General features: G+C 70.8%; 26 protein-coding genes and 1 tRNA gene. 5 read left to right on the top strand and 22 right to left on the bottom strand.

Annotated elements, in window-relative coordinates; translation table 11 throughout:
• Positions 1-11 precede the first annotated feature (11 nt).
• The 18 genes from NRP21_RS19955 to NRP21_RS19870 form a co-directional block, all read right to left on the bottom strand.
• Entirely contained in the window at positions 12-728 is a 717-nt protein-coding gene (locus NRP21_RS19955) for a response regulator (protein WP_257717988.1), read from the bottom strand.
• Positions 725-1840, bottom strand: a complete 1116-nt coding sequence (locus NRP21_RS19950) for a chemotaxis protein CheB (protein WP_257718086.1) — start codon at positions 1838-1840, stop codon at positions 725-727. The genes NRP21_RS19955 and NRP21_RS19950 overlap by 4 nt, the downstream gene beginning before the upstream one ends.
• On the bottom strand, positions 1837-2952 hold the full coding sequence (locus NRP21_RS27940; RefSeq protein WP_308219919.1) for a chemotaxis protein CheW: 1116 nt from the start codon (positions 2950-2952) through the stop codon (positions 1837-1839). Before NRP21_RS27940 ends, NRP21_RS19950 begins: the two co-directional genes overlap by 4 nt.
• Positions 2949-3719 (bottom strand): CheR family methyltransferase, encoded by a 771-nt coding sequence (locus NRP21_RS19940; protein WP_257717987.1) that lies wholly within the window; start codon positions 3717-3719, stop codon positions 2949-2951. The genes NRP21_RS27940 and NRP21_RS19940 overlap by 4 nt, the downstream gene beginning before the upstream one ends.
• 20 nt (positions 3720-3739) lie before the next feature.
• Entirely contained in the window at positions 3740-4066 is a 327-nt protein-coding gene (locus tag NRP21_RS19935) for an STAS domain-containing protein (protein ID WP_257717986.1), read from the bottom strand.
• Between the two features lie 82 nt (positions 4067-4148).
• Complete coding sequence (locus NRP21_RS19930) at positions 4149-4559, bottom strand: ATP-binding protein (protein ID WP_257717985.1); 411 nt, start codon at positions 4557-4559, stop codon at positions 4149-4151.
• Between the two features lie 133 nt (positions 4560-4692).
• Positions 4693-5409: a phosphate regulon transcriptional regulator PhoB gene (gene phoB / locus NRP21_RS19925; RefSeq protein WP_257717984.1), complete on the bottom strand. Its 717-nt coding sequence runs from the start codon at positions 5407-5409 to the stop codon at positions 4693-4695.
• A complete protein-coding gene (phoU, locus tag NRP21_RS19920) occupies positions 5406-6110 on the bottom strand; it encodes a phosphate signaling complex protein PhoU (protein WP_257717983.1) in 705 nt (234 codons plus the stop codon). The genes phoB and phoU overlap by 4 nt, the downstream gene beginning before the upstream one ends.
• Positions 6111-6127: 17 nt before the next feature.
• Positions 6128-6910: a phosphate ABC transporter ATP-binding protein PstB gene (pstB, locus tag NRP21_RS19915; protein WP_257718084.1), complete on the bottom strand. Its 783-nt coding sequence runs from the start codon at positions 6908-6910 to the stop codon at positions 6128-6130.
• Between the two features lie 167 nt (positions 6911-7077).
• Entirely contained in the window at positions 7078-7980 is a 903-nt protein-coding gene (pstA, locus tag NRP21_RS19910) for a phosphate ABC transporter permease PstA (protein ID WP_257717982.1), read from the bottom strand.
• 5 nt (positions 7981-7985) lie between these two features.
• Positions 7986-8966 carry a phosphate ABC transporter permease subunit PstC gene (gene pstC, locus NRP21_RS19905; RefSeq protein ID WP_257717981.1) on the bottom strand — a complete coding sequence of 327 codons (981 nt, stop codon included), beginning with the start codon at positions 8964-8966 and terminating at the stop codon, positions 7986-7988.
• Between the two features lie 70 nt (positions 8967-9036).
• A complete protein-coding gene (pstS, locus tag NRP21_RS19900; protein WP_257717980.1) occupies positions 9037-10071 on the bottom strand; it encodes a phosphate ABC transporter substrate-binding protein PstS in 1035 nt (344 codons plus the stop codon).
• A gap of 179 nt (positions 10072-10250) precedes the next feature.
• On the bottom strand, positions 10251-10679 hold the full coding sequence (locus tag NRP21_RS19895; protein ID WP_257717979.1) for a hypothetical protein: 429 nt from the start codon (positions 10677-10679) through the stop codon (positions 10251-10253).
• A 13-nt stretch (positions 10680-10692) separates the two neighbouring features.
• A complete protein-coding gene (locus NRP21_RS19890) occupies positions 10693-11028 on the bottom strand; it encodes a hypothetical protein (RefSeq protein ID WP_257717978.1) in 336 nt (111 codons plus the stop codon).
• Between the two features lie 169 nt (positions 11029-11197).
• Positions 11198-12919: a sensor histidine kinase gene (locus NRP21_RS19885; protein ID WP_257717977.1), complete on the bottom strand. Its 1722-nt coding sequence runs from the start codon at positions 12917-12919 to the stop codon at positions 11198-11200.
• A 77-nt stretch (positions 12920-12996) separates the two neighbouring features.
• Positions 12997-13206: a NepR family anti-sigma factor gene (locus NRP21_RS19880; RefSeq protein WP_257717976.1), complete on the bottom strand. Its 210-nt coding sequence runs from the start codon at positions 13204-13206 to the stop codon at positions 12997-12999.
• Between the two features lie 2 nt (positions 13207-13208).
• Positions 13209-13847 (bottom strand): sigma-70 family RNA polymerase sigma factor, encoded by a 639-nt coding sequence (locus NRP21_RS19875; protein WP_257717975.1) that lies wholly within the window; start codon positions 13845-13847, stop codon positions 13209-13211.
• Between the two features lie 96 nt (positions 13848-13943).
• Positions 13944-14453 (bottom strand): sigma-70 family RNA polymerase sigma factor, encoded by a 510-nt coding sequence (locus NRP21_RS19870; protein WP_257717974.1) that lies wholly within the window; start codon positions 14451-14453, stop codon positions 13944-13946.
• 121 nt (positions 14454-14574) lie between these two features.
• Between NRP21_RS19870 and NRP21_RS19865 the strand changes: the two genes are divergently transcribed.
• The 5 genes from NRP21_RS19865 (at position 14575) to NRP21_RS19845 (ending at position 18475) form a co-directional block, all read left to right on the top strand.
• Positions 14575-15291, top strand: a complete 717-nt coding sequence (locus tag NRP21_RS19865; protein WP_257717973.1) for a response regulator — start codon at positions 14575-14577, stop codon at positions 15289-15291.
• An 88-nt stretch (positions 15292-15379) separates the two neighbouring features.
• Complete coding sequence (locus NRP21_RS19860; RefSeq protein WP_257717972.1) at positions 15380-15622, top strand: CsbD family protein; 243 nt, start codon at positions 15380-15382, stop codon at positions 15620-15622.
• Between the two features lie 119 nt (positions 15623-15741).
• Positions 15742-15903 carry a DUF1328 domain-containing protein gene (locus NRP21_RS19855; protein ID WP_209373742.1) on the top strand — a complete coding sequence of 54 codons (162 nt, stop codon included), beginning with the start codon at positions 15742-15744 and terminating at the stop codon, positions 15901-15903.
• Between the two features lie 7 nt (positions 15904-15910).
• A complete protein-coding gene (locus NRP21_RS19850) occupies positions 15911-16588 on the top strand; it encodes a hypothetical protein (RefSeq protein ID WP_257717971.1) in 678 nt (225 codons plus the stop codon).
• A 54-nt stretch (positions 16589-16642) separates the two neighbouring features.
• Positions 16643-18475, top strand: coding sequence for an ABC transporter ATP-binding protein/permease (locus tag NRP21_RS19845; protein WP_257717970.1), 1833 nt, complete (start codon positions 16643-16645; stop codon positions 18473-18475).
• Positions 18476-18538: 63 nt separating this feature from the next.
• Here NRP21_RS19845 and NRP21_RS19840 read toward each other — a convergent pair whose 3' ends face one another.
• The 4 genes from NRP21_RS19840 to NRP21_RS19825 form a co-directional block, all read right to left on the bottom strand.
• The gene (locus NRP21_RS19840) at positions 18539-20089 is read right to left on the bottom strand and encodes an efflux transporter outer membrane subunit (protein ID WP_257717969.1); all 1551 of its coding nucleotides are present in this window, start codon (positions 20087-20089) and stop codon (positions 18539-18541) included.
• A 2-nt stretch (positions 20090-20091) separates the two neighbouring features.
• Entirely contained in the window at positions 20092-21660 is a 1569-nt protein-coding gene (locus tag NRP21_RS19835; protein WP_257717968.1) for a DHA2 family efflux MFS transporter permease subunit, read from the bottom strand.
• The gene (locus NRP21_RS19830) at positions 21657-22793 is read right to left on the bottom strand and encodes an HlyD family secretion protein (RefSeq protein ID WP_257717967.1); all 1137 of its coding nucleotides are present in this window, start codon (positions 22791-22793) and stop codon (positions 21657-21659) included. The genes NRP21_RS19835 and NRP21_RS19830 overlap by 4 nt, the downstream gene beginning before the upstream one ends.
• Before the next feature lie 249 nt (positions 22794-23042).
• A tRNA-Met gene (locus NRP21_RS19825) sits at positions 23043-23119 on the bottom strand.
• Positions 23120-23167 lie beyond the last annotated feature (48 nt).

Raw genomic sequence — 23167 nt, 5'->3', positions numbered from 1 at the left:
CATCGCGGGGATCATGGCGCGCCCTCGGCTGGCAGGCCCGCCGCCTTGCGCGCGGCGCGGCGGATCGCCTCGCCCTGGCGCTCGCCGAGGTCTGGGGAGAAGGCGCCGGAGGGCTTGCCCACCACGGTGCAGGCGCCTAGGCGTCGCGCCTCCGCCGCCACTTCCCCGCCCGGTACGGCCGCTGAGGAGACGACCACCACCGCCCCCGTGCCGCGTAGCGCCCAGTCCCGCAGCACGCCCAGGCCGTCCAGCACGGGCATCTCGATGTCCAGCATGATGAGGTCCGGCGCGTCCTCCGCGATCCGGGCCAGGGCCTCCCGCCCGTCCGAGGCCTCCGCGACGACGAGAAAGGCGGGGTCGGCGGAAAGGCTCTCCCGCACCAGGCGGCGCATCATGGCGCTGTCGTCCACCACCAGGGTGCGGACGGGCGGCTGGTCCGGTGCGGCGGCCGGGTTGGCGCTGAAGGGCCGGTCCTCCCCGGCCTCCACCACGGCGCGGGCATGGGAGGCCAGGGCGGCAGCGGTCGCAAGGGCATCGAAGGGCTCTGGCAGCGGCTCCAGCGCGCGGAGCGCGGCCTTGAGAGAGCCGATCTCCGCCCCGCTCGCCAGGGCGCCTAGCGTGTCCAGGGCCCGGCGCTGCGCCGTTTCGTCGGGGGCCGCGGCCAGTCGGGCGGCGGCCTCCTCCCATTCCGGCAGGAAGAAAGCGAGGATCTCGGGATCGAGATTCATGTCGATCCCCATCCACGCCCCCGGACGGCGGCGGGCGTCAGCGGCACGGCCAGGGCCCGCAGGCGGACGCCGAGGGCAGCGGGATCGCCTACCCCGGAGGCCAGCCCGGCCTCGATCACCGCGCCGGGCATCCCCGCCACCACGCAGCTTTCCGGCGACTGCGCCAGCACGGCCATGCCCCTCTCCCGCATCGCGGCCGCTCCCTCCGCCCCGTCGCGCCCCATGCCGGTGAGCACGGCGCCGATCGCACGCTGCGCCACCACGGCGGCGGAGCGGAAGAGCATGTCGGCAGAGGGATGCACCATGCCGGGCCCCGGCCCGAGCCGCAGTACCAGCCCACCGGCCGGCGCATCCATCCCGCCGCGCGCCAGGTGGCCGTCCGTGCCACCGGGGATCACCGTCGCCTCGCCCGGGCGGGGCGGGGCGCCATGGGTGGCCAGCACCGCGGGCATACCGCCGCGCCGGGCGAGGTGGCGGACGAAGTCCGGGCTGAGGTCCGCGGGCATGTGCTGCGCCACCACCAGTGGCACGGGCAGCGGGCCGGCGGCCTCCAGCAGCGCCGCCAGCGCGTCCGGCCCACCGGTGGAAGCGGCGAGGACCACCACGTCGCAGCCCGGCGTGAGCGGAGGCTCGGGACGCGGGCGGGGCGGCGGGGCAGGTCGCTCAGGCTGCGTCCCGGGCCCCGGTTCGGCCGCGTGGCGCGGCGGGCGGCGCCGCTGCCCGGCCCAGTAGCGCAAGCGGCCGCGCAGCGCCCGATCGATCCCGGCCAGGTCCAGGGCGCCGATGGCGGATCCCTTCCAGAGCACGTCCGCGGCACCCGCGGCCAGCGCGGCCACCGCGCCCTCTGATCCGTCGCGCGTGTGGTGGCTCACCATCACCACGGCGGGCGGATCCGGCAGGCGGGCCAGGCGGCGCGTGGCCGCGATCCCGTCCAGCCCGGGCATCTCCAGGTCCATGGTCACGATGTCCGGGTGCAGGCGCGCGGCCATCTCCACCGCACGCTCCCCGTCGCTCGCCTCGCCCACCACGCGCAGGTCGCCATCGGCCTCGATGATCCGGCGCAAGGCCATGCGCATGAAGCCGGAATCGTCCACCACGAGGGCCCGGATCAAGGCGCCACCCCCGCCAGCGGGGCGAGCAGCGCCCGGGACCGGCAGACCGGCAGCACCGCCCCGTCCAGCCGCGCCATGGCCGCCACCAACCCTTGCCCACTGCCGGATACGGGGGCGAGATCCGCCTCCGGCACCGCGCGCAGGCCGAGCACGGCGGAGACGGCGAGCGCCGCGGGCAGCGCGCCCTGCAGCCGGAGCATCGGCACCGCGCCTCCGGCCAATACCGGGCCGCTGCCGAATCGCGTGCCGGCGTCCAGCACGGGCAGCACGTCCTCGCGGTGCGCCGCGATTCCCGCGACCGCGCCCGTTCCCGGAACGGCGTTGCGCGGCACCTGTGGCGGCAGCACCGCCGCCACCTCGTCCAGCGGCAGGGCGAAGCCGATCTCCCCCGCGCGGGCCATGAGAAGCAGGCGCGTGGGGGCCGGCGGCGCCGCGGCAGGCGGTATGGCCAGGGGGGCGGCCGCGAGCAGGCGGGGATCGGAAAGGTGCGGCGGCAAGGTTGGCGCCCCGCCCACAGGCTCGGCGCCGCGGCAGGGGAGGCCGAGGCGGCGGCCCTCCACCAGCAGCAGGGCCAGCAGCGGCGAATCCGCCGCGCCGTCCAGGACAAGGACCGGGCCAAGCTCGGTCCAGGCCATGCCGCGCGCGCCGGGCGGTGCCTCCGGCAGGGGATTGAGCGCCGGCATGGGCAGGAGGTGCTCCAGCGCCGCGAAGGGCAGGTCCAGCGCCCCCCCGGAATGGGCCAGGCGGAAGCCACCCCGGGCGGGCGCGGGTGGCGGCACCGGCTCCTCCGGCATGGGCAGGCGGGCCAGGGGCGGAGGCGCGGGCGGCAGGCGGGGCAAGCAAAGCGGCTCCGCGCCCTCCCCCGGCATGTCGGTCAGCGCGTCGCCCCCCACCAGCACCGCGCCTTCCGGCCCGGGCACCAGCGCCCAGGCCCGGGCTGGGCGAGCCGCGCCCGGCAGCATCCAGACTGGCAGAGCGCCGCCGCCGAGCACCCCGACGAAGAGGCTCCCCTGCCCGCCCGGCACGGGCCGCAGCACGGGCGCGGAGACGGCCGAGGCGCCTTCGGGCAGGCGATGGGCGATGGCGCCCGCGCGGATCACGGCGGGATTCACGCGCGGCGCCAGACGCCGTGCACGCCCGGCTCCGGCAGCAGGGGCAGGCCGGGGGCGGGGAACTCCGTCGGGCCGAGCAGGAGGGCGCCGCCCGGGAGTAGCCGATCGACGAGACCGCGAAGAACTGCGTGCCGCGCGGCCGGGACCAGATAGATCAGCACGTTGCGGCAGAGCACGGCGCCGAAGCCGCCGATGCCGGGCGGCAGGTCGATCAGGTTCGCGCGGCGGAAGGCGGGCGGGCGGGCGGCCAGGGGTCGCACCCAGCCTTCGGCCTGACGGAAGCGGGCGCGGAACGGCAGCGGCACCTCCCGCAGAGCGTCCGGCGGGCCGGCCGGGTAGCGACCGGCCGCGGCTTCCGTCAGGAAAAGGCGATTCAGGTCGAGGCCCAGCACCTCCGCCTCGATCCCCGCCTCCTCTGCCAGCAGGGCAAGACTCCAGGCCTCCTCCCCCGTGGCGCAGCCAGCCGAGAGCAGGCGGAGCGGCCGGCCGGGCAGCCTCGGCATCAGGTCTCGCAGGGCGAGGAGTTGGGGCGCGGCGCGGAAGAACCGGGTTTCCCCCACCGTCACCGCGTCCAGCAAAGCGGCCCAGCCGGGCGAGTCGATGTGCGGGCGTGGCTCTAGCGAGGGCAGCAGGGGAGCAGCCCGGTCCAGCCGCCGCTCCAACACGGCAGAGGGGGCGAGCCCGGCCAGGGCCGCCAACCCCTCCCCGGCGGTTCCGGGCATGGCGTCGCCGGGCGGCGCGGGCGCGGCCTGGCGCAAGGCGGGCATGGCCTTGCCGCGCCCGGTGGTCAGGCGCCGGCCACCGCCTCGGCGCGGGTGGCGTGCATGGGGATGATCTTGTCGAAGCCGGAGATCTCGAAGACCTCCCGCACGGCCGGCTGCAGCCCGCAGACGGAGAAGGAAACACCCTTCACCCGCGCCTGCTTCGCCGCCTTCAGCAGCACGCGCAGGCCGGCGGAGGACACGTAGCGGACTTCCGACATGTCCGCGACCAGCCCGCCCCCGTCCAGGAGGGAGAGCAGCTTCTCCTCGGTGGCCGGGGCGGTGGCGGTGTCCAGGCGGCCCTCCAGCGCGGCGATGGTGGTCGCGCCTTCCCGGTGCTCGGCGATCTGCATGGCGTCTCCAGTCAGCGCCGGCCAGATAAGGGCGTGTTGGCCAAGTGGCGGGGCCGGCTGCGGCTGATCTTTGCCGCCCCGTTCAGCCCGCGTCCAGCAGCGCCGTCAGGCGATTCGTGCCGTCGCGGCGCTCATAAGCGGCCTCGCGCGTCATGCGGCGGACGAAGTGGATGCCAAGCCCGCCAATGTCGCGCTCTTCCACCCCCGCATCGATGTCCGGCGCGGCGGCGGAGAGGGGATCGAAGGCGGGCCCGTCATCCTCGATCAGGAGGTGGACCGAATCGCCCTCCCGCCTCGCCTCCACGAGGAGGCGGCTCGCACCTTTCCCGTGCATGGCGACGTTCGCCGCCAACTCCTCGGCCACGACGGAGAGGCGCTGCGCGGCGCCCGGGGAGAGGCCCGCGGCCTCGGAGAACTCTTCGAGCCGGTCGAGGAGCCCGGGAAGGGCCTCCACCTCCGGCGGCATCTCGTGGCGCAACGCCGCAGCGTCCAAGCCCTGCTATCCCCTTCGCTCCGCTGCCGAGGATAGGGCGGGCAGCGGCGCTTGGGAACACGGGCCGGAACCCCGGCCCGCCCGGTCAGCCCTCTCCTGGGTCAGCCCTCTCCTGGGTCAGCCCTCTCCTGGATCAGCCCTCGACGTCCAGGGCGTAGCCGGCGCTGCGGACGGTGCGGATCACGTCCGCGTCCGATTCGCCGTTGATCGCCTTGCGCAGCCGGCGGATGTGCACGTCCACCGTCCGCAGCTCCACATGGATGTCCCGGCCCCAGACGGCATCCAGCAACTGCTCGCGCGAGAAGACGCGGCCGGGGTGCTGCAGGAAGAACTCCAGCAGCCGGTACTCCGTGGGGCCGAGATGCAGGGTGCGGCCCGCCCGCGTCACGCGGTGGGCGTCCTGGTCCATCACGATGTCCTGCCAGGCCAGCGTGCCGCGGGCCGCGGGCGCGCCGGAGCGGCGCATCACCGCGCGGATGCGGGCCAGCAGCGCGTCCATGGTGAAGGGCTTGCCGATGTGGTCGTCCGCCCCGGTGTCGAGCGCGCGGACGGCGTCGGTCTCCTCCGTGCGGGCGGTGACCATGATGATCGGCAGGTCCCGCGTCTCCGGCCGGCGGCGGAGCTGGCGGCAGACCTCCAGCCCGGACATGGCGGGCAGCATCCAGTCCAGCAGCATCAGGTCCGGCTTGGACTCGGCGACGCGGATCAGGGCCTCAGGCCCGTCCGCCGCCTCTTCCACCCGGAAGCCCTGCTTCTCCAGGTTGTACCGCAGGAGGGTGAGCAGCGGCGCCTCGTCCTCGACCACGAGAATGGTCGGGCGCTGCGCGTCCGGAAGCGCCGCCGTCCTCATGGCGCCGGCGCCTCGACGGAGGCGTCGGCCTTCGGCCGGTCCTCGGGGAGCGTGGCGCCGCGCACGGCGTAGTGCACCGTCTCCGCGATGTTCGTCGCGTGGTCGCCGATGCGCTCGAAATTCTTCGCGATGAACAGCAGGTGCGTGCAGGCCGTGATGTTGCGCGGATCCTCCATCATGTGGGTCAGCATCTCCCGGAAGATCCCGGTGTAGATGTCGTCCACGGGAGCATCCGCGGCCCAGACGCGCTCGGCGAGCTCGGCATCGTCCTTCACGAAGGCGTCGATGCTGTCCTTCAGGTTGCGCTGGACGAGCTGCGCCATCCACTGGAAGCCGTTTACCCCACCCAGGAAGGGCTGGCCGGAGACGATGATGGCGCGCTTGGCCACGTTGCGGGCGTAGTCGCCGATGCGCTCGATGTCCTGGCTGATCTTCAGCGCGGCGATGATGAAGCGCAGGTCGCTCGCCATAGGTTGGCGGAGCGCCAGCAGGCGCACGCAGAACGCGTCCACCTCCCGCTCCAGCGCGTCGATCGGGCCGTCGCGGCCGACCACCTCGCCGGCCAGCTCGGAATCCCGCCGGACCAGGGCGTAGGCGGCGTCAGCCACCTGGCGTTCCGCAAGGCCGCCCATGCGGGCGATCAGCTCGCGCAGGCGCTTCAGCTCTTCCTCGTAGGACTTCACGATGCGCTCCGAAGCCATGTCCGTCTCCTCGTGGCTCAGCCGAAGCGGCCGGTGATGTATTCCTGGGTGCGCTTCTGCCGCGGCGCGGTGAAGAGCTCGGCGGCCGGGGCCACCTCCACCAGCTCGCCGAGGTAGAAGAAGGCCACCTGGTCCGCGCAGCGCGCCGCCTGCTGCATGTTGTGCGTCACAATCGCGATGGTGAAGTCGCGCTTCAGTTCGTCGATCAGCTCCTCGATCTTGAGTGTGCTGATGGGATCGAGAGCCGAGGTCGGCTCGTCGAACAGGATGACCTCCGGGCGCACCGCGATGGTGCGCGCGATGCACAGGCGCTGCTGCTGGCCGCCCGAGAGGCCCATGGCGGAGGAGTGCAGCCGGTCCTTCACCTCGCCCCAGAGGGCGGAGCGGGTCAGCGCCCACTCGATCCGCTCCTCCATTTCCGCGCGGGAGAGCTTCTCGTGCAGGCGGATGCCGAAGGCGATGTTCTCATGGATCGTCATCGGGAAGGGCGTGGGCTTCTGGAAGACCATGCCGACCTTCGCGCGCAGGGCGTTCAGGTCCATCCCGTCATCCACGATGTTCTGCCCGTCCAGCATCACCTGCCCCTCGGCGCGCTGGCCGGGGTAGAGGGAGTACATGCGGTTCAGCACGCGCAGCAGCGTGGACTTACCGCAGCCGGAGGGCCCGATCATGCCCGTGACCTGGCGGTCCGGGAAATCGAGCGTGATGCCCTTCAGCGCCTTGTTCGCGCCGTAGTAGAAGTTGAGGTCCTTCACCGCGATCCGCGCCGGGTTCATCACGGCGGAGGAGCGCACGGCCATCCCGCCGAAGCTGCCGGAGCCGGCCTGCTGCGGATGAGCCTGCTGGGCGATCTGGGCCAGTTCCGCCGCCTTCTGGTTCGCGGCGGCGGCTTGGGCCTGGTTCAGGGGTTCGGCGCTCATGGCGGCGGATTCCATGCCGTTGTTCTGGTTCATGACCTTCTCCGGCTCTAGCGACGTGCGCGCAGCACGGAGCGGGCGGCGATGTTGAGGCCGAGCACGCCCAGGGTGATGATCAGCGCGCCCGTCCAGGCGAGCGTGATCCAGTCCTCATAGGGAGAGCCGGCGTAGGAGTAGATGGTGATCGGCAGGCTCGACATGGGCTGAGAGAGGTTCAGCGACCAGTTGAGGTTGCCGAGCGAGGTGAAGAGCAGCGGCGCCGTCTCGCCGGCCACGCGGGCCACGGCCAGCAGGACGCCGGTGATGATGCCGGACACCGCGGCGCGCCAGCAGACCAGCACGATCATCTTCCACTTCGGGGCGCCGAGGCCGATCACCGCCTCCCGCAATGTGTTCGGCAGCAAGCGCAGCATGTCCTCGGTCGTGCGGACCACGACGGGGATGACGATGATCGCCAGCGCCACGATGCCCGCCCAGCCGGAGAAGCCCCCGAAGGGCAGCACCAGGATCTGGTAGACGAAGAGGCCGATGAGGATCGAGGGGGCGGAGAGCAGCACGTCCGACACGAAGCGCACCACCTGACCGAAGCGGGACTCCCCGGCGTACTCGGCCAGGTAGGTGCCCACCAGCATCCCGATCGGCGTGCCGACCAGCGTGGCCAGGAACACCTGGATGAGACTGCCGATGATCGGGTTCAGCAGGCCGCCATGCGAGCCCGGGGGCCGCGTGACGTTGGTGAAGACGCTGAGGGAGATGCCGCCCGCGCCGCGGATCACCAGGGTGAGGAGGATGGAGGCGAGAAAGAAGAGGCCCAGGATCGTGGCGATGGTGCAGAGCACCCGCACGATCGCGTCCGCGCGGGCACGGCGGCGGCCCAGCGCCTCCGAGGTGGCGCGGTCCTTGGCCCGGCCGGGGACCGAGGATTGAGGCATGGGGGAGGTCGTGGCGGACATGGGTATCAGCCCTTCAGCCGCGAGCGGAGCAGCCAGCGCGAGAGGGCCAGCACCGCGAAGGAGATGACGAAGAGGAGGAAGCCGAGCGCCAGCAGGGCGGAGAGTTTGAGGCTGCCCGCCCCGCTCTCGCCGAACTCCAGTGCGACAATGGAGGCGATCGTGTTGCCAGGCCCGAATAGGGAGGGCGTGATGCGGTTGGCGTTGCCGATGACAAAGGTGACCGCCATCGTCTCACCCAGGGCTCGGCCGAGGCCGAGCATGATGCCGCCGACCACCGAAACGCGGGTGTAGGGCAGCACGACCTTGCGCATCACCTCCCACCGCGTGGAGCCGAGGCCGTAGGCGCTTTCCTTGTACACGCCGGGCACCTGCAGGAAGACGTCCCGCATGGTGGCGGCGATGAAGGGCAGCACCATGATCGCGAGGATGAGGGCGGCGGTGAACAGGCCCGTGCCGAAGGGCGGGCCCTGGAAGAGGCTGCCGACCAGCGGCAGTTCGCCGATGGTGTCAATGATGGCGGGCTGGATCGTGCCCGCCATCACGGGGACGATGACGAAGAAGCCCCACATGCCGAAGATGATGGAGGGCACGGCCGCCAGCAGCTCGATCGCGGTGCCGACGGGGCCGCGCATCCATTCCGGCGCCAGCTCCGTCAGGAAGAAGGCGATGCCGAAGGCGACCGGCACGGCGAGCAGCAGGGCGAGGATGGCGGTGAGGATGGTGCCGTAGATCGGCACGCCCGCGCCGTAGATCTCCTGCACCGGGTCCCATTCGGTGGAGGAGACGAAGGCGGCGCCGAAGGCCCGGAAGGCCGGCAATCCGCCGATGAACAGCTCCACGATGATGGCGCCCAGCAGCACCAGCACCAGCGCCGCGGAGGCGCGGCAGAGAAAGGCGAAGACCGCGTCGCCGGTCCCGCTGCCCCTTCGGGTGGTGGGGCGTGCCGGTGCGGCTTCGAGAGTTTCGGGAACGGCGACCTGTGCCACGCGGTCTTCCTCGAAAAAGGGGTCGTCCGGCGGCGCGGGGCCGCCGGACGGGTTGCTTCAGCTCAGGGCTTCAGCGGGCCGGCCAGGCCGGCTGGCCGTCGATCCGGATCTGGCCCCAGGCGGCGCGCACGGAGTTCTGCACGGTCTGCGGCAGCGGGACGTACTCCAGCTCGCTGGCGACGCTGCTGCCGTTGGTGAAGGCCCAGTCGAAGAAGCGCATCACCGCGCGGGTCTTCGCGCCGTCCGTCGGGTTGGTCGGCAGCAGGATGAAGGTGGGGGAGACGATCGGCCAGGAATTGGCGCCCTGCTGGTCGATGATGCTCGCCGCCATGCCCGGCACGCCCCAGTTGGCGTTGGCCGCAGCCGCCTGGAAGGTCTCCATCGTCGGCTTCACGTACTGGCCGGCCTTGTTGCGCAGCTGCACGGTGGCAAGGCGGTTCTGCGTGGCATAGGCGTTCTCGACATAGCCGATGCCGCCGCGGGTGTTGCGGACAGTGCCCGCCACGCCCTCATTGCCGCGGGCACCCGCGCCGGTGGCCCACTTCACGGAAGTGCCGGCGCCCGCACCGTTCTTCCAGGCCTCGGACACGGCGGAGAGATAGGAGGTGAACACGAAGCTCGTGCCGGAGGCATCCGCGCGGTAGACGGGCGCGATGGCGAGGTTCGGCAGGGTGACGCCGCTGTTCAGCTCGACGATACGCGGGTCGTTCCACTTGGTGATCTTGCCAGCGTAGATGTCAGCCAGCACCTCGCCCGTCAGGCGCAGCTGGTCGGCGGCAACGCCGGGGATGTTCACGATGGGAACCACCGCGCCCATCACGGTCGGGAACTGCAGGAGGTTCGCCTCGGTCAGCTGCTGCTGGGTAAGCGGGGCGTCCGTGGCGCCGAAGTCCACCGTGCGGTTGCGGATCTGGTTCACGCCGGCGCCCGAGCCGACGGACTGGTAGTTCAGCTGGATGCCGGCCGCCTTCGCGCCCTCGCCCCAGCGCTGATAAACGGGATTGGGGAAGGAAGCGCCGGCTCCCGTGATCGAGGCGTTCTGGGCCAGGGCGGGCGTGGCCGCAACGGCAACGAGGCCCGCAAGGGCGAGGCGACGGGTGATCACCGGCAATTCTCCGTGTTTCAGGCCCGGCCTTCCGGCCGGCAGGCGCCTTCTAGGTAGGGGCCGCGACGTCCGCGTTTCAAATATATGACGGTTGGATGACAGTCCTCCCCGCGCGACCACGAAAAAGGGGCGCCCCCGGCAGAGGCGCCCCGCTTCCATGACGGCGATGTGTCGGTTTGCTAGAGGCGCCGGCCGCCGCGGAGCTTCGGCCACAGGGCGGCGATGGCAATTCCCGCCAGCGCCATGAGCGGCCCGGCCTGGGTGGTGAAGCCGCTGACGGCCGATTGGGCCGCCCCGGTCAGGGCCACGTTGCGCACGGCCTGGGCCTCGATCTCCTCCCGCGCGGTGGTGTTGCGCGAGGCCAGGAACACGCAGATCCCGGCCAGGACAAGGTCGAACACCATGACCAGCAGGGAGGAGACAACGGTCCCGAAGCTGTTCCGCGCGATGAACCAAAGCACGAAGTGGAGCACCACGAAGGCGGCCAGGCCCATCACGCCGGCCCCGGCGTAGAAGGCCATACGCGTGCCAGTCGCGCTGGCTTTTGCTTTCAGGCGGCGGCCTTCGGCCTGCGCCGCCATCCCGACCAGGCTGAAGGTCCGCAGCATGCCCGGCGTCTCCTCAGCGGCCCAGGATGCGGGCGAGAATGTAGCCGGCAGCGGCGGCGATCAGGATCGACTGCGCCGGGCGCTCCCGCACGCGGTCGGCCACCGCCTCGTACTGCACCTGGGCGGCGTCGCTGGCGCGGGCCGCATAGCCCTCGGCAGCATCCATCGCCTTGGACAGGTACTTGTCCCGCTCGGCGTAGAGGTCCTCCACCTGCTTCTTCAGCGCTGCGATCTGCTCGGCGGCACTGTCAGCGGCGTTGCCGGCCGCATCGCTCACCCTGTTGACGGTATCGGTCACCTTGGTGGCGGCCTCGTCAACCGCCTTGCCTGCATCACTGTTCGCGGCCATGGGTCCCTCCTGGGATGATGTGACAATCCCTTCGCCAACGCGCCCCCTCGGGGGCGGTTGCGCCGCCACGGAGGGCAACTGCCCGGCGGAGGGGCCCATGGCAGGGCGGACACAACGGAGATCCAGATAAGGCGGCCTTGCTGGCCCGGTCCGCTTGGGGCTGCCCCTATCAGGCCGCCATGGGACGCGGCGGCGGATTGGCCCGGATGGGGAAGCGGACGCTCCAGCGGGTTCCGCCCCCCTCCCCTTCCACGCGCCCGCCGACGAGCGGGCCGCCCAGTTGCTTGGCGAAGCCGTCCATCAACTGGAGCCCGAGGCCACGCGGGCGGGACTGCCGGTCCGGAAGGCCGATCCCGTCATCCCGCACCGTCAGCACCACATCGCCGCCCTCCTCCCGGAGACAGAACCAGATCGTGCCGCGCGTGTCGTCCGGAAAGGCGTGCTCCACCGCATTGCCGATCGCCTCCGTCACGAGGAGGGAGAGCGAGACGGCCTGGTCGGTGGAGATGACGACGTCGGCGATCTCCAGCTTCAGCGCGAGCCGCTCGCCCGGCGCCTCGTTGTGGGAGGAGAACTGCTGGTTCGCCAGCTCCGTCAGGAAGGGCGGCAGGGAGACCGATTCGAAGCTGTGCTGCACGTAGAGGTGCCGGTGCAGCGTGGCCAGGGCGCGCACCCGGTTGCGGGCGGCCAGGAACTCGGCCGTGGCCTGCGGGTCCGCGATGCGCCCGGCCTGCAGGTTCAGCAGGGAGGAGACGATCTGCAGGTTGTTCTTCACGCGGTGGTGGATCTCGGCCATCAGCGCGTCCCGCTGCTCCAGCGCGGCCCGCAGGTCGGCCTCGCGCCGGGCCAGCGCCTCGGCCGCCTCGCTGAAGGCCTGCTCCACCGCGCGCACCTCGCGGGGCTCCGTACCTGTCGGGTTCACGCGGAAGGCGTTGCCCGGCCGCCAGGCCCTGACCCGCACGGAAAGAAGGCGGAGCGGCCGGACCATGGCCAGGTCCGCCCCCACCACGATGGCGGCAAGGCAGGCCACGAGAAAGGTGGCCAGTTCCATGACGCGCTGGAGCAGGACGTCGCGCGCCGCCTGCCTGGAGGCGGAGATCGGGTGGCCGACGACCAGCCGCAGGCCGGGATTGAGGCGCGCGCCGGCGTAGACAACGTCCCCGCGAGGCCCTTCCGCGACCTCTCCCTCTTCCCCCACTTGGGCGATGATGGCCGGATCCAGGGCGGCCCCGCCCGTCCCGCCAGGCGTGAGCACCCGGCCGGCGCGGTCGATGAGCCAGATCATGTCGCGGGATGCGCGGGAATTGCCCGGCAGGGCGGCGTCGTCCCGAAGAACCACGGCCCCGATGACCGCCCATTCCCCCTGGGCCGGCCCGGGGCTGGTCCCCGGCCCGGATCCCGGCACCGCCACGGGCATGACAGGGGCGCGGCCCCGTACCCCCGGCAGGAAGGCGCCGTAGGCGGGGGCACCGCTGGCCAGGGCCTCGCGCAGTAGCGGCTGCGGATCGAATCCGGCCGGGACGCTGCCGCAGGCCGCCGGCTGGCCGGGGGTCGCCACAGCAAGTTCAGCGATGTCCCCGGGGTGGAGGTCGATGACACGGCGGAAGGAGGCCGTGCAGCCGGCCTGGTCCTCCCCGGCACGGGGATCCTGGCGCGCCAGGGCTATGAGAACCGATTCGGCGCTGCCGATCGCCACCCCGTAGCGTGCCGCCACCAGGGCGCGCAGCGTTTCGACGCCACGTCGCCCCTCGTCGAGCGCGGCCCGGTAATCCTGGAGTGCATTGGTAAGGGCAATGGCCGCGACCGGGATGCCCGCGACCATCAGCAGCACCATCATCCGTCCACGTATGCCGCCCAGGGCGGAGCCGAGTCGCAGCCTGAGCTGCCTCAACCTGTCCTGCCCGGGCATAGATCGGACGTTCCTTCGCACAGTGCCGGACGGCAGAGGCCCGTCCGGCACGGAATTCGTCAGCCCTGCCCTCGATCCTGCTCGATCAGGCGCAGCAGTTCCTCAGGAATCGGTTCGCGCATCACGTCGTCGAACAGCTGATGCAGGCCGCGTTGCAGCCAAAGGTCGAAGGCGGCTTCGGGCGCAGCCTCGCCGCGCCCGTTCGCTCCTCCAGATGATCCGGGCTTCGGCACAGCCCCTGATTTTCCCTTGGCGTTACTCTCGGCCATCCTCAGACAGGGTTCGCGTACCCCGCACCAGTGTCATCCGCCGCAATACGACGGCGAGTGGCCCGGGGGGAAGAGGCCGACTTGCGGGAAGAGGCGGCAACCTTCGGCGCCTCGACCCCGCGCTCCTCGCCCGTCAGCCAGCGCTGCAGGGTCTGGCGCGCCCGGAAGACGCGGCACTTCGCGGTGCCGACCGCGCAGTCCATCGCCGCCGCGACCTCCTCGTAGGACATGCCCTGGACGGTCACCATCACCAGGGCGGTGCGCTGCTCGGCCGGCAGGCGGGAGAGGTGGCCGCGCAGCTCGCGCATCACCAGGCTGTCCTCCTGCGCGCCGGGACGGGCGAAGGCGGAGCTCGGCACGTCGTCGATGTCCGTCGTCTCGCGCTTGCGGCGCACGTCGGAGATGAAGCGGTTGCGGAGGATGCGGAACATCCAGGCCCCGAAGTTGGTGCCGGGGGTGAAGCTGTCCTTCGCCGCCAGGGCCGAGGTGACGGCGGCCTGCACCAGGTCGTCCGCGTCGGCGCGGTTGCGGGTCAGCGCCAGCGCCTGGACCCGCAGCCGCGGCAGGGTGGTGACGAGCAGCTTGTGGAAGTCAGCGGCCGTGTGGCTAGCGGCAGGCGTCGCGGCAACGGTCTGGGTCATCTGGGCTATCCCCTCTACTCGAACTTCACCCGACCAATGCTTGGGGCCCGATTCCGGTTACCGCGGCCTTAATCACGAAAACGCCATGGGCGAGGATTAACCCGTATCCTCCTGATGCGCCTCATTTCCATAGCGCGTGGCCAGGGCTTTCCGAGCGCGGGAGACGCGGGCCTTGAGGGTCCCGACCTGAACGCCGGCCACCCGGGCCGCGTCCTCCATCGAGAATCCGAGCGCCCCGACGAGCACCAGCGCCTCCTGTTGCTCCGGCGAGAGGTCCTTCATTACGCGGGCCAGCCCGATCACCTCCATCCGGTGCTCCTGCCCGGCCGGCCGCCCTTCTTCCTCCGGCGGGGCACGGTCCAGGGCGCGCTTCAGCGCGGCGTGGCGGCGGCGATCCTCGAACCAGGCGTTCCGGAGGATGGAGAAGGTCCAGGCACGCAGGCTGGTGCCACGCTGCCACTGCGCCTCGTTGCGCAGGGCCCGCAACAATGTGTCTTGCACCAGATCGTCCGCTGCGGCCGGATCGCGCGACAGGAATCGGGCGAAAGCCCGAAGATCGGGCAGCAGGCGGGTCAGGGCCGGGCGGAAATCCTGGTCTTCTGTCATGCACCCGGCTGGAAAAGGGCAGCGCGACGCCTCGCGGCGCCGCGCTGCGCGACCATCTAGAGAGGGCCCGCAAGCCCTGCCATGTCGGCGGGGGCCCGCGGGGGGCGGAGGACTATCACGGATGAATGCTGTGTCGCAGGGGGAGTTGCTTCGTACCCTGCCCTATGCCCGGCGCTATGCCCGGGCCCTGACCGGCAGCCAGGCGCAGGGCGACGCACTGGTGGCCCAGGCCCTCCGGGCCGGGCTGCCGGATGACGCGCCGGGGCCCCTCGCCCTCTTTGCCGGGGTGAGCCGACTGGTGCCGGATTCACCGGGCGAGCACATCTCCGCCAAGCAGCGCCAGCTTCTCCTCCTCACGGCGCTGGAGGACCTGACGATCACGGATGCCTCCCTGGCCGTGGGCATCACGCTGGAGGAGGGCCGCCGCCTGCTGGAGGCGGCGCGCACCGCGCTGCGGGCCGTGGCGGCGACGGACATCATGGTGATCGAGGACGAGCCGATCATCGCCATGGACATCCGCCAACTGGTGGAGAGCTGCGGCCACAACGTGGTGGGCATCGCCAGCGGCGAGGCCGAGGCGGTGGCCATGGCGCGGGAGCTGAGGCCGGGGCTTATCCTGGCGGACGTGAACCTCGGCCCGGGCGGCGACGGCATCTCCGCCGTCCAGCGCATCCTGCAGGAGCAGAACACTCCCGTGATCTTCGTCACCGCCTATCCCGAGCGGCTGCTGACGGCTGAACGGCTGGAGCCCGCCTTCATCATCAGCAAGCCCTTCGAGCCCGTGGCGCTGGCCATCGCCACCTATCAGGCCGTCTCTGGCGGCGTTTCGCTGGACTGATGGGAAAACGCGGTCCGGCAACCCCCCGGACCGCGCCCCCGTTCCCATCCGGCAGGCCCGCATCGGCGCGGGCAGGATGGAGGACGGGATGACCAAGGAACTGGACCGGGGCCGCCTCGCCGGCGACTGGGGCGGGATGGGCGACAAGGTCCGCAAGGACTGGGGCAAGCTGACAGAAGAGGACATCAGCCAGGCCGGCGGCCGCCGCGACCTGCTGCTGGAGCGCATCCGCGAGCGCTACGGGCTGAGCGAGGGTGACGCGGAGCGGCAGCTGACGGACTGGGCCTCGCGACAGGGCGACGCCTCCAACCAGGCGGTGGACCCGAAGTAGCGCAGCCCAGCAGGTGTAGCGCCGGGGCAACGCTCCGTGGCGGCCCCGCAACCCCGTCGGGCAACCGGCCCGGCAATCCTACGTTCAGGGATCGCATCCTCCTCAAGGGAACCCGGACAATGCTCTACTGGACCGTCATCTTCCTCATCATCGCTCTCGTGGCGGGCGTGCTGGGCTTCGGTGGTGTGGCCTCCGCAGCCAGCGGCATCGCCAAGGTCCTGTTCGTGATCTTCCTCATCCTCTTCCTGGTCTCGCTGGTGGCCGGCCGGGGCTGGATCTGAGGGCTTCATGAACCGCCGCACGGCGCTTCTGGCCGGCCTCGCGACACTCGTCGCGGGGCCGGTCCTGTCTCAGGGGTCAGGCTCTGGGAACTCCAACCCGGGCGGCGGCCGCCTGTGGTTCGATCCCACGCAGCTGCCCTCCTTCACCGGGGTGGTGGATCGCTATCTCCTCACGCCCGAGGGCAAGACGGATCGCCTGCTGTTCCGGGAGGGGCCGCAGGTTCTGTTCCCCGAGCACATCGCCGACGACATCATGCAGGCCGTGTCCCCCGGGCAGTCCATCGTCGTGTACGGAATCCGCGCGCGGCGTGCCCCGGCCATCACGCTGCTGGCCTGGGCGAAGGACGGGGCCAGCCCGCCCCGCTTCGTGGACCGGCCGAGCTGGACCTTCCCGGAGTACCGGGCGGCCGACGAGATGCTGCAGGTGTCCGGCACCATTCGGGCGCCGCTCTACACCCCGCAAGGCGACGTGATCGGCGCCGTGCTGGACGATGGCGTGGTGATCCGCGTCCCCGCCGGCGTGGGGCAAGCCCTGGGCGACAAGCTGGCCGTGGGCCGCTCCATCGCCGCCGCGGGGCATGGGGCCACCGTGCCGGACCGCGGCAAGGCTCTGGACGCCGAGCGCATCGGCGAGAGCCCGGAGAAGCTCGGGCCGCTGCCGCCCCCGGCGGAGCGGCCCCAATGATAACAGCCGCGACGGAGCGGACAGTGGCGAGACCCATGACAGGCGAGACGCAGGGTGAGTGAAGCGACGGGCGCGAACGTCCAGATCCAGACGGGGGCCGTCAGGGCCTTCCTCCGCCTGGCCGGAGGCTACTTCCTGCGCGCGAAGGGCGCGAAGTGGCTGGGCTTCGGCCTGCTGGCGCTGACGCTGCTGCAGATCCTCATCCAGATCCGCTTCAACCTGTGGAACCGCGACTTCTTCAACGCGCTGGAGAACCGCGACCGCAACGCCTTCCTCTGGCAGATGGTGCTGTTCCTCGGGCTCGCGCTCGCCTCCATGATCACGGCGGTGTACCAGCTCTACGTTAAGCAGCTGGTGCAGCTGCGCTGGCGCGAATGGGTGACGAAGCGCCTGCTGGACCTGTGGATGACGGATGCGCGCCACTACCAGCTGGAGCGCGCCGGCGGCGCCGACAACCCGGACCAGCGCATCGCGGAAGATGCGCGGCTGTCCGTGGACCTGGCCGTGGATTTCGCCACCGGTATCTTCAACTCCGTCGTCATGCTGATCGCCTTCGTCGGCATTCTCTGGAGCATCTCCGGTGCCCTGAACCTGACGATCGCCGGGCAGGCCATCACCATCCCCGGATACATGGTCTGGGCGGCGCTGATCTACGCGGCCATCGGCTCGGGCCTCACCTACCTCGTCGGCCGGCCCATGGTGGCGCTGAACTTCTGGCGCACGGCGAAGGAGGCGGACTTCCGCTTCGGCTTGGTGCGCGCGCGGGAAAGCAGCGAGGGCATCGCGCTGATCGGCGGCGAGACGGATGAGCGGCGCGGCCTGGCCCTCCTGTTCACCAACGTGGCGGAGGCGGTGCGCAACCTGATGCAGAGCCAGCGCAGGCTCATGTGGCTCACCAGCGCCTACGGCATGCTCACCTCCGTCTTCCCCACCGTGGTCGCCGCGCCCTCTTACTTCTCCGGCGCGATCACGCTGGGCGGGCTGATGCAGATCGGCTCGGCCTTCGGCTCGGTGCAGGCCTCGCTCAACTGGTTCGTGGACAACTTCCCGCGGCTGGCCGAGTGGCGCTCCTCCGTGGAGCGGCTGCTGTCCTTCCGCGAGTCCCTGCGGGTGATCGAGGAGATGGTGCAGGATGGCGATCAGCCGACCATCGTGCGGGTCGAGGAGAAGACCGGCGAGGAGGAGCGCGTGGTCTTCCGCGACGTTCAGGTGGCCTTCGCCAACGGCTCCGTGGTGATCGCGGAGGCGAGCGCGGAGATCCGCGCGGGCGAGCGCGTGCTGGTGAAGGGCGAATCCGGCACGGGCAAGAGCACCCTGTTCCGCGCCTTCGCCGGCATCTGGCCCTGGGGCAGCGGCGAGATCCGCATGCCGCCGCGCGAGGCGACGATGTTCATGCCACAGCGCCCCTACCTGCCGCTGGGCACGCTGCGCGGTGCGCTCTCCTACCCCGGCCCGCCGGAGAAGGTGTCCAACAAGGCGGCGGTGGCGGCTCTGGAGCGGGTTGGTCTCTCACACCTGGAGGATCGGCTGGACAGCGACGAGCGCTGGGACCAGGTGCTCTCGCTTGGCGAGCAGCAGCGCCTGGCCTTCGCCCGGCTGCTGCTGCAGAAGCCCCGCTGGATCTTCATGGACGAGGCGACGGCCGCGCTGGACGAGGATAACCAGGACGCGATGATGCAGCTGGTGCTGGACGAGCTGCCGAAGAGCGCCCTGATCTCCATCGGCCACCGCCCTGGGCTGGACGCGTTCCACGAGCGCACGCTGCACCTGCAGCGCGGGCCGGAAGGCGCGAAGCTGGCCATGCGCGCGCCGGGGCGCGTGCTGAAAACCCGGAAGATCCGGATCCGCAACCCCTTCAACCGGCGCGTCCGCGCTCAGGCCGGCTGAGGGGAATGGGGTAAGAGAGCGGATTCTACGCTTCCGGGCGATGCCGCCCCGCAGCGATCCGCTCTATCCCGGCTGGGCCGCCGTGGCGCGGTCCAGCCACTCCGCGCTGCTCCATCCACCGCCCAGCGCCTTATAGAGGGCGACGGCGTCATTGGTGAGGGTGATGCCCGCCCTCACCTCCTGCTGCCGCGCCCCGACCAGGGTGCGCTGCGCGTCCAGCACCTCAATGAAGTTGGAAAGGCCGTGGTCGTAGCGCTCCCGCGCCAGTGCGAGGGCGGTGCGGGCGGAGACGACGGTCTGCCGCAGCAGGTCCGCCTGGGCGCGGTCCGTGCGGTAGGCGACGAGCGCGTCCTCCACCTCGGCCAGCGCGTTCAGCACGGTGGAGCGGTAGCCCAGTGCGGCGCCCGCCTCCTGAGCCTTCGCCAGCTTCAGGTTCGCCGTAAGCCGCCCGCCCTGGAAGATGGGAACGGAGATGGCGGGGCCGGCGCTGTAGAAGTGGCTCGCCCAATCCGTCAGGTAGCTCGCGTCGATGGCGCGGGTGCCCAGGCTGCCGGTGAGGGAGACGGTGGGGTAGAATTGCGCCACGGCGACGCCCACGCCGGCCGTGGCGGCGTGAAGGTCGGCCTCGGCGTGGCGGATGTCCGGCCGCCTCCGCGCGAGCTCGGACGGTACGCCGACCGGTACGGTGGGCGGGACCACGGGGATCGGCCGGGGCGTCGCCAGCTCGTTGTCCAGGATACCGGGCGGGGAGCCAGTGAGGACGGCGAGGCGATTCATCGCCTGCTGCACTTGGGCGATGTAGGGCTGCAGCTGCGCCTCGTAGCTCGTGAGCTGGGCGCGCTGGTTCTCGACGTCCAGCTGCGTGGTCAGGCCCTGATGCTGCCGGCGTTGGGTCAGAGCGAGGATTTCGCGCGCGGCGTTCACGTTGTCCTGCTGCGCCTGCTGCAGGGCCTGCGCACCGCGCAGCGCGGCATAGGTCCGCACCACCTCCGCCACGAGGCTGACCAGTGCGTCGTTGGCGCCCTCCACCGCGGATTGCGTGCGGGCGCGGGTCTGCTCCACCTGCCGGGCGATACGGCCGAAGAGGTCCAGCTCCCAGGAGGCGTCCAGCCCCTGCTGGAAGAGGTTGGTGGGCCGGGTGGCGAGGCCGAGCGCGGAGCCGAGGGCATCGGCCGCCCGGTCCGACAGGCCGGCCTGCGCGTCCTCGAGCCGCGCGTTGCCGCGCAGGTCCTCCACGGAATCGTAGACGCCACGGGATTTCAGGATGCCGCGCAGACCGAGTTGCTGGCGGGTATAGGCGCCATCAGCGGAAAGGCTGGGCAGACCGGCGGCCCGCGCCGCCGCCTCGCCCTGCCGCGCCTGGGCGATCCGCAGCACCGCTTGCTGCAAGGAGAGATTGCCGCTGAGGGTGCGGCCGACGAGGCTCGTCAGTTGCGGATCGCGAAAGCTGTTCCACCATTCCGGGTCCGGGCGGCCGGCGGGAGTGACGGCCCCGTCCGTGCTGCGCGCGGTGTCACGGTAGGCCGCGGGTGCCAGCGGGTCGGGCGGCGTGAAATCCGGCCCGACGGTGCAGGCGCCGAGGGCGGTGGCGAGCAGGAGCGCGTGTGGGCGCATGATCAGTGCCCCCCTCCCCCGCCCTGAACCTTTACGCCCGAGAAGAGGAAGGCGAGCGGCACGATGAACAGGGCGATGATGGCGGTGGTGGAGAAGACGTCGGAATAGGCGAGCACGGCGACCTGCGCGCGCAGCATCTGCACCATCTGCGTCATCGCCATCTGCGCCGCCTGGGCGGGCGCCTGGCCCATGTCGATCAGCGCCTGGCGGATGGCTTGCAGCGTGGTGTTGTAGGGCTCGTAGAGCGGCGTCATGTGCTCGATCAGCTGGCTGTTCCGGATCTGCTGGTGGTCGGCGACGATGGCGGTGGAAAGGGAGATGCCGATGGAGCCGGCGACGTTCCGGATCATGCTGAACAGCGCGGTGGCGTCGCCGTTCAGCTCGCGCGGAAGCGTGGCGTAGGCCAGGGTGCTGATCGGCACGAAGAGGAATGCGAGGCCGATGGTCTGGGTGGCGCGGATGATGGCGAGCTGCTGGTAATCCAGGTTCGGTGTCAGCCGCTGGGAGTAAACGAGGGAGGAGGCCAGGCAGAGCCCGCCGAAGGCGATGACGTACTTCGCGGGAATCAGCTGCATCAATTTCCCCGTCACGGGGATGAGGAGGACGAGCACCACCGCGCCCGGCGCGAGCACGAGACCGGACCAGGTGGCGTTGTAGCCCAGCTGCTGCTGCGCGAATTGGGGAATCACCACGGCCGATCCATAAAGGACGAAGCCCATCAGCCCGATCTGGGCGCAGCCCACGGCGAAGTTCCGGTCCTTGAAGACGCCGAGGTTGACGATGGGGTGCCGCGCGTAGAGCAGCCAGTAGGCTCCGCCGACGAAGCCGAGGGCGGAGACGAGGGCCGCGTTGCGGATGTAGGCGGAATCCAGCCAGTCGTAGTTCTCGCCGCGGTCGAGCGCCAGTTCCATGCCGCCGAGCGCCAGAACGACGAAGCCGAGGCCCACATAGTCGAAGCGCGGGCTGTTCTCCTTCTCCTCCTCCACCCAGGGCGGGTCTTCCACCACCTGCAGCACGCCGAAGACCGTCAGCGCACCAATCGGCACGTTGATAAGGAAGATCCAGTGCCAGGAGTAAGTATCGGTCAGGTAGCCGCCCACGACCGGGCCCAGGATGGGTGCGATGATGGTCGCAACGGCGGTGACGGAGAAGGCGGTGCCGCGCTTCTCCGGCGGGAAGGTGTCGAGGATGATGGCCTGCTGCGTAGGCTGCAGGCCGCCGCCGAAGAAGCCCTGCACCGCGCGGAAGAGGATCAGCTGCCAGAACTCCGTAGCGATGCCGCAGCCGAGCGAGGCGAGGGTGAAGACGGAGATGCAGATGATGAAATACCGCTTGCGCCCGATCATCCGGCTGAGCGCGCCCGAGACGGTGAGGACGATGCCGTTGGCGACGAGGTAGGTGGTCAGTGCCCAGGTGCTCTCGTCGTTGCTGACGGAGAGGCTACCGGCGATGTGCGGCAGGGAAACGTTGACGATGGTCGTGTCCAGCACCTCCATGAAGGCCGCCAGGGTGACCACCATCGTGATGGTCCAGGGATTGGAGCGGGGCTTCCAGCCCTGCGATCCGCTCATTCCACGTTCACCGTGGGCACGACGGAAAGGCCGAGCGGAATGGGTTGGTCCGGGTTGAGGCCGCGGTCGATCACGATCTTCACGGGCACGCGGCGGACGATCTTCACGAAATTGCCCGTGGCGTTCTCCGCCGGGAAGGCGCTGAACCGGGCGCCGCTGCCCATCTGGATGCTGTCGATATGGCCTCGGAGTTCGAGATCGGGGTAGGCGTCCACCTCGATCTCCACGGGCTGGCCGGGGCGCATGCGGTCCAGCTGGCTCTCCTTGAAGTTGGCAGCAATCCAGACCTCGGGCGTGACGAGGCTCATCACCGTGCCACCGGGCTGGAGCAGCGCGCCCTTCTCCACGTTGCGGCGGGTGACGCGACCGTCCTGTGGGGCACGGAGCTCGGTGTAGGAGAGGTTCAGCTCGGCCTGGGCGAGTTGCGCCTCGGCCTGCGCCACGGCGGCGCGGCGCTGCTCCACGGTGCTGGCGGCCTGCTCGATGGTTTGCTGCGAGACGGAGGCGATCTTCACCTCGGCATCGGCTTGGGACACGGCAGCCGTACGCGTCTGGAGCGCAGCGTTCGCAGTGTCGATGTTGGACTGGGTGGTGGCGCGGGGGTCAACGCTGCGCTGACGCTGGTAATCCGCGCGGGCCTGGGCCTGGTTGGCCCGGGCCGAATCGCGCTGCGCCTCAGCCTGCTGCAACTGGGCGGGCGCGCGCACCCGCGCGATTTCTAGCTCCAGCTCCGAGGAACGGAACTGCGTGCGTGCGAGATCCAGTTGAGCCCGGGCCTGGTCGCGTTGCACCTGATAGTCGCGCGGATCAATCCGAAGCAGCAGGTCACCGGCGCGGACGAACTGGTTGTCGGTGACGGAGAGTTCGACAACGGTGCCGCTGACACGCGGTGCGATGCTGACGGCCCGGCCTTCTGTGTAGGCGTCGTCCGTCGATTCCAGATTGCGGTGGCTCCACCAGTACCAGCCGCCCCCAGTAGCCGCGAGGAGCAGCACAACCCCGCCGATGATAAGTGGCCATCGCCCCGGAGTTTTCCGGCCTTCCTTTTCTTTCGGCTTGTCCTCATCAGGCTTCTTGTCGTCGCCCTTGTCCGGGTGGTGCTTCGGCTCTTTCTCGTCACCCTTGCGGACCACAGCACGCCCCGTCCTGCGCCGCTCCTCCTCCGAGCGGTGCTGGCTGCTCGCTGGGTCACCCCCGTGGTCATTGGAAGACGGTGAAGAACAGTTCTGATCCGCCACGCGAAGTCTTGCTCCGTCCGGTACAGCCAACGGCCGTTGCGGCGCAGCATAGCCACAAGAAGTCCCCGGGTATGCAGAGGGGCGTAACGCAAATAGCCCTCGGCACGGGATTGTGCTGAGGGCTTAGCTTTAGATGGCGATGTTTGGATGCGGGGACAGGATTTGAACCTGTGACCTTCAGGTTATGAGCCTGACGAGCTACCGGGCTGCTCCACCCCGCGTGGGTGATGGGGTTCATGTCGTCCGGTCGGGTGGCCTGGCGCTGACCG

The organism is Roseomonas populi (genome assembly GCF_024594815.1).
GTDB classification, from domain to species: domain Bacteria; phylum Pseudomonadota; class Alphaproteobacteria; order Acetobacterales; family Acetobacteraceae; genus Roseomonas; species Roseomonas populi.
The sequence above is the reverse complement of the archived record's forward strand: the minus strand, read 5'-3'. Positions and strand labels throughout refer to the sequence as shown.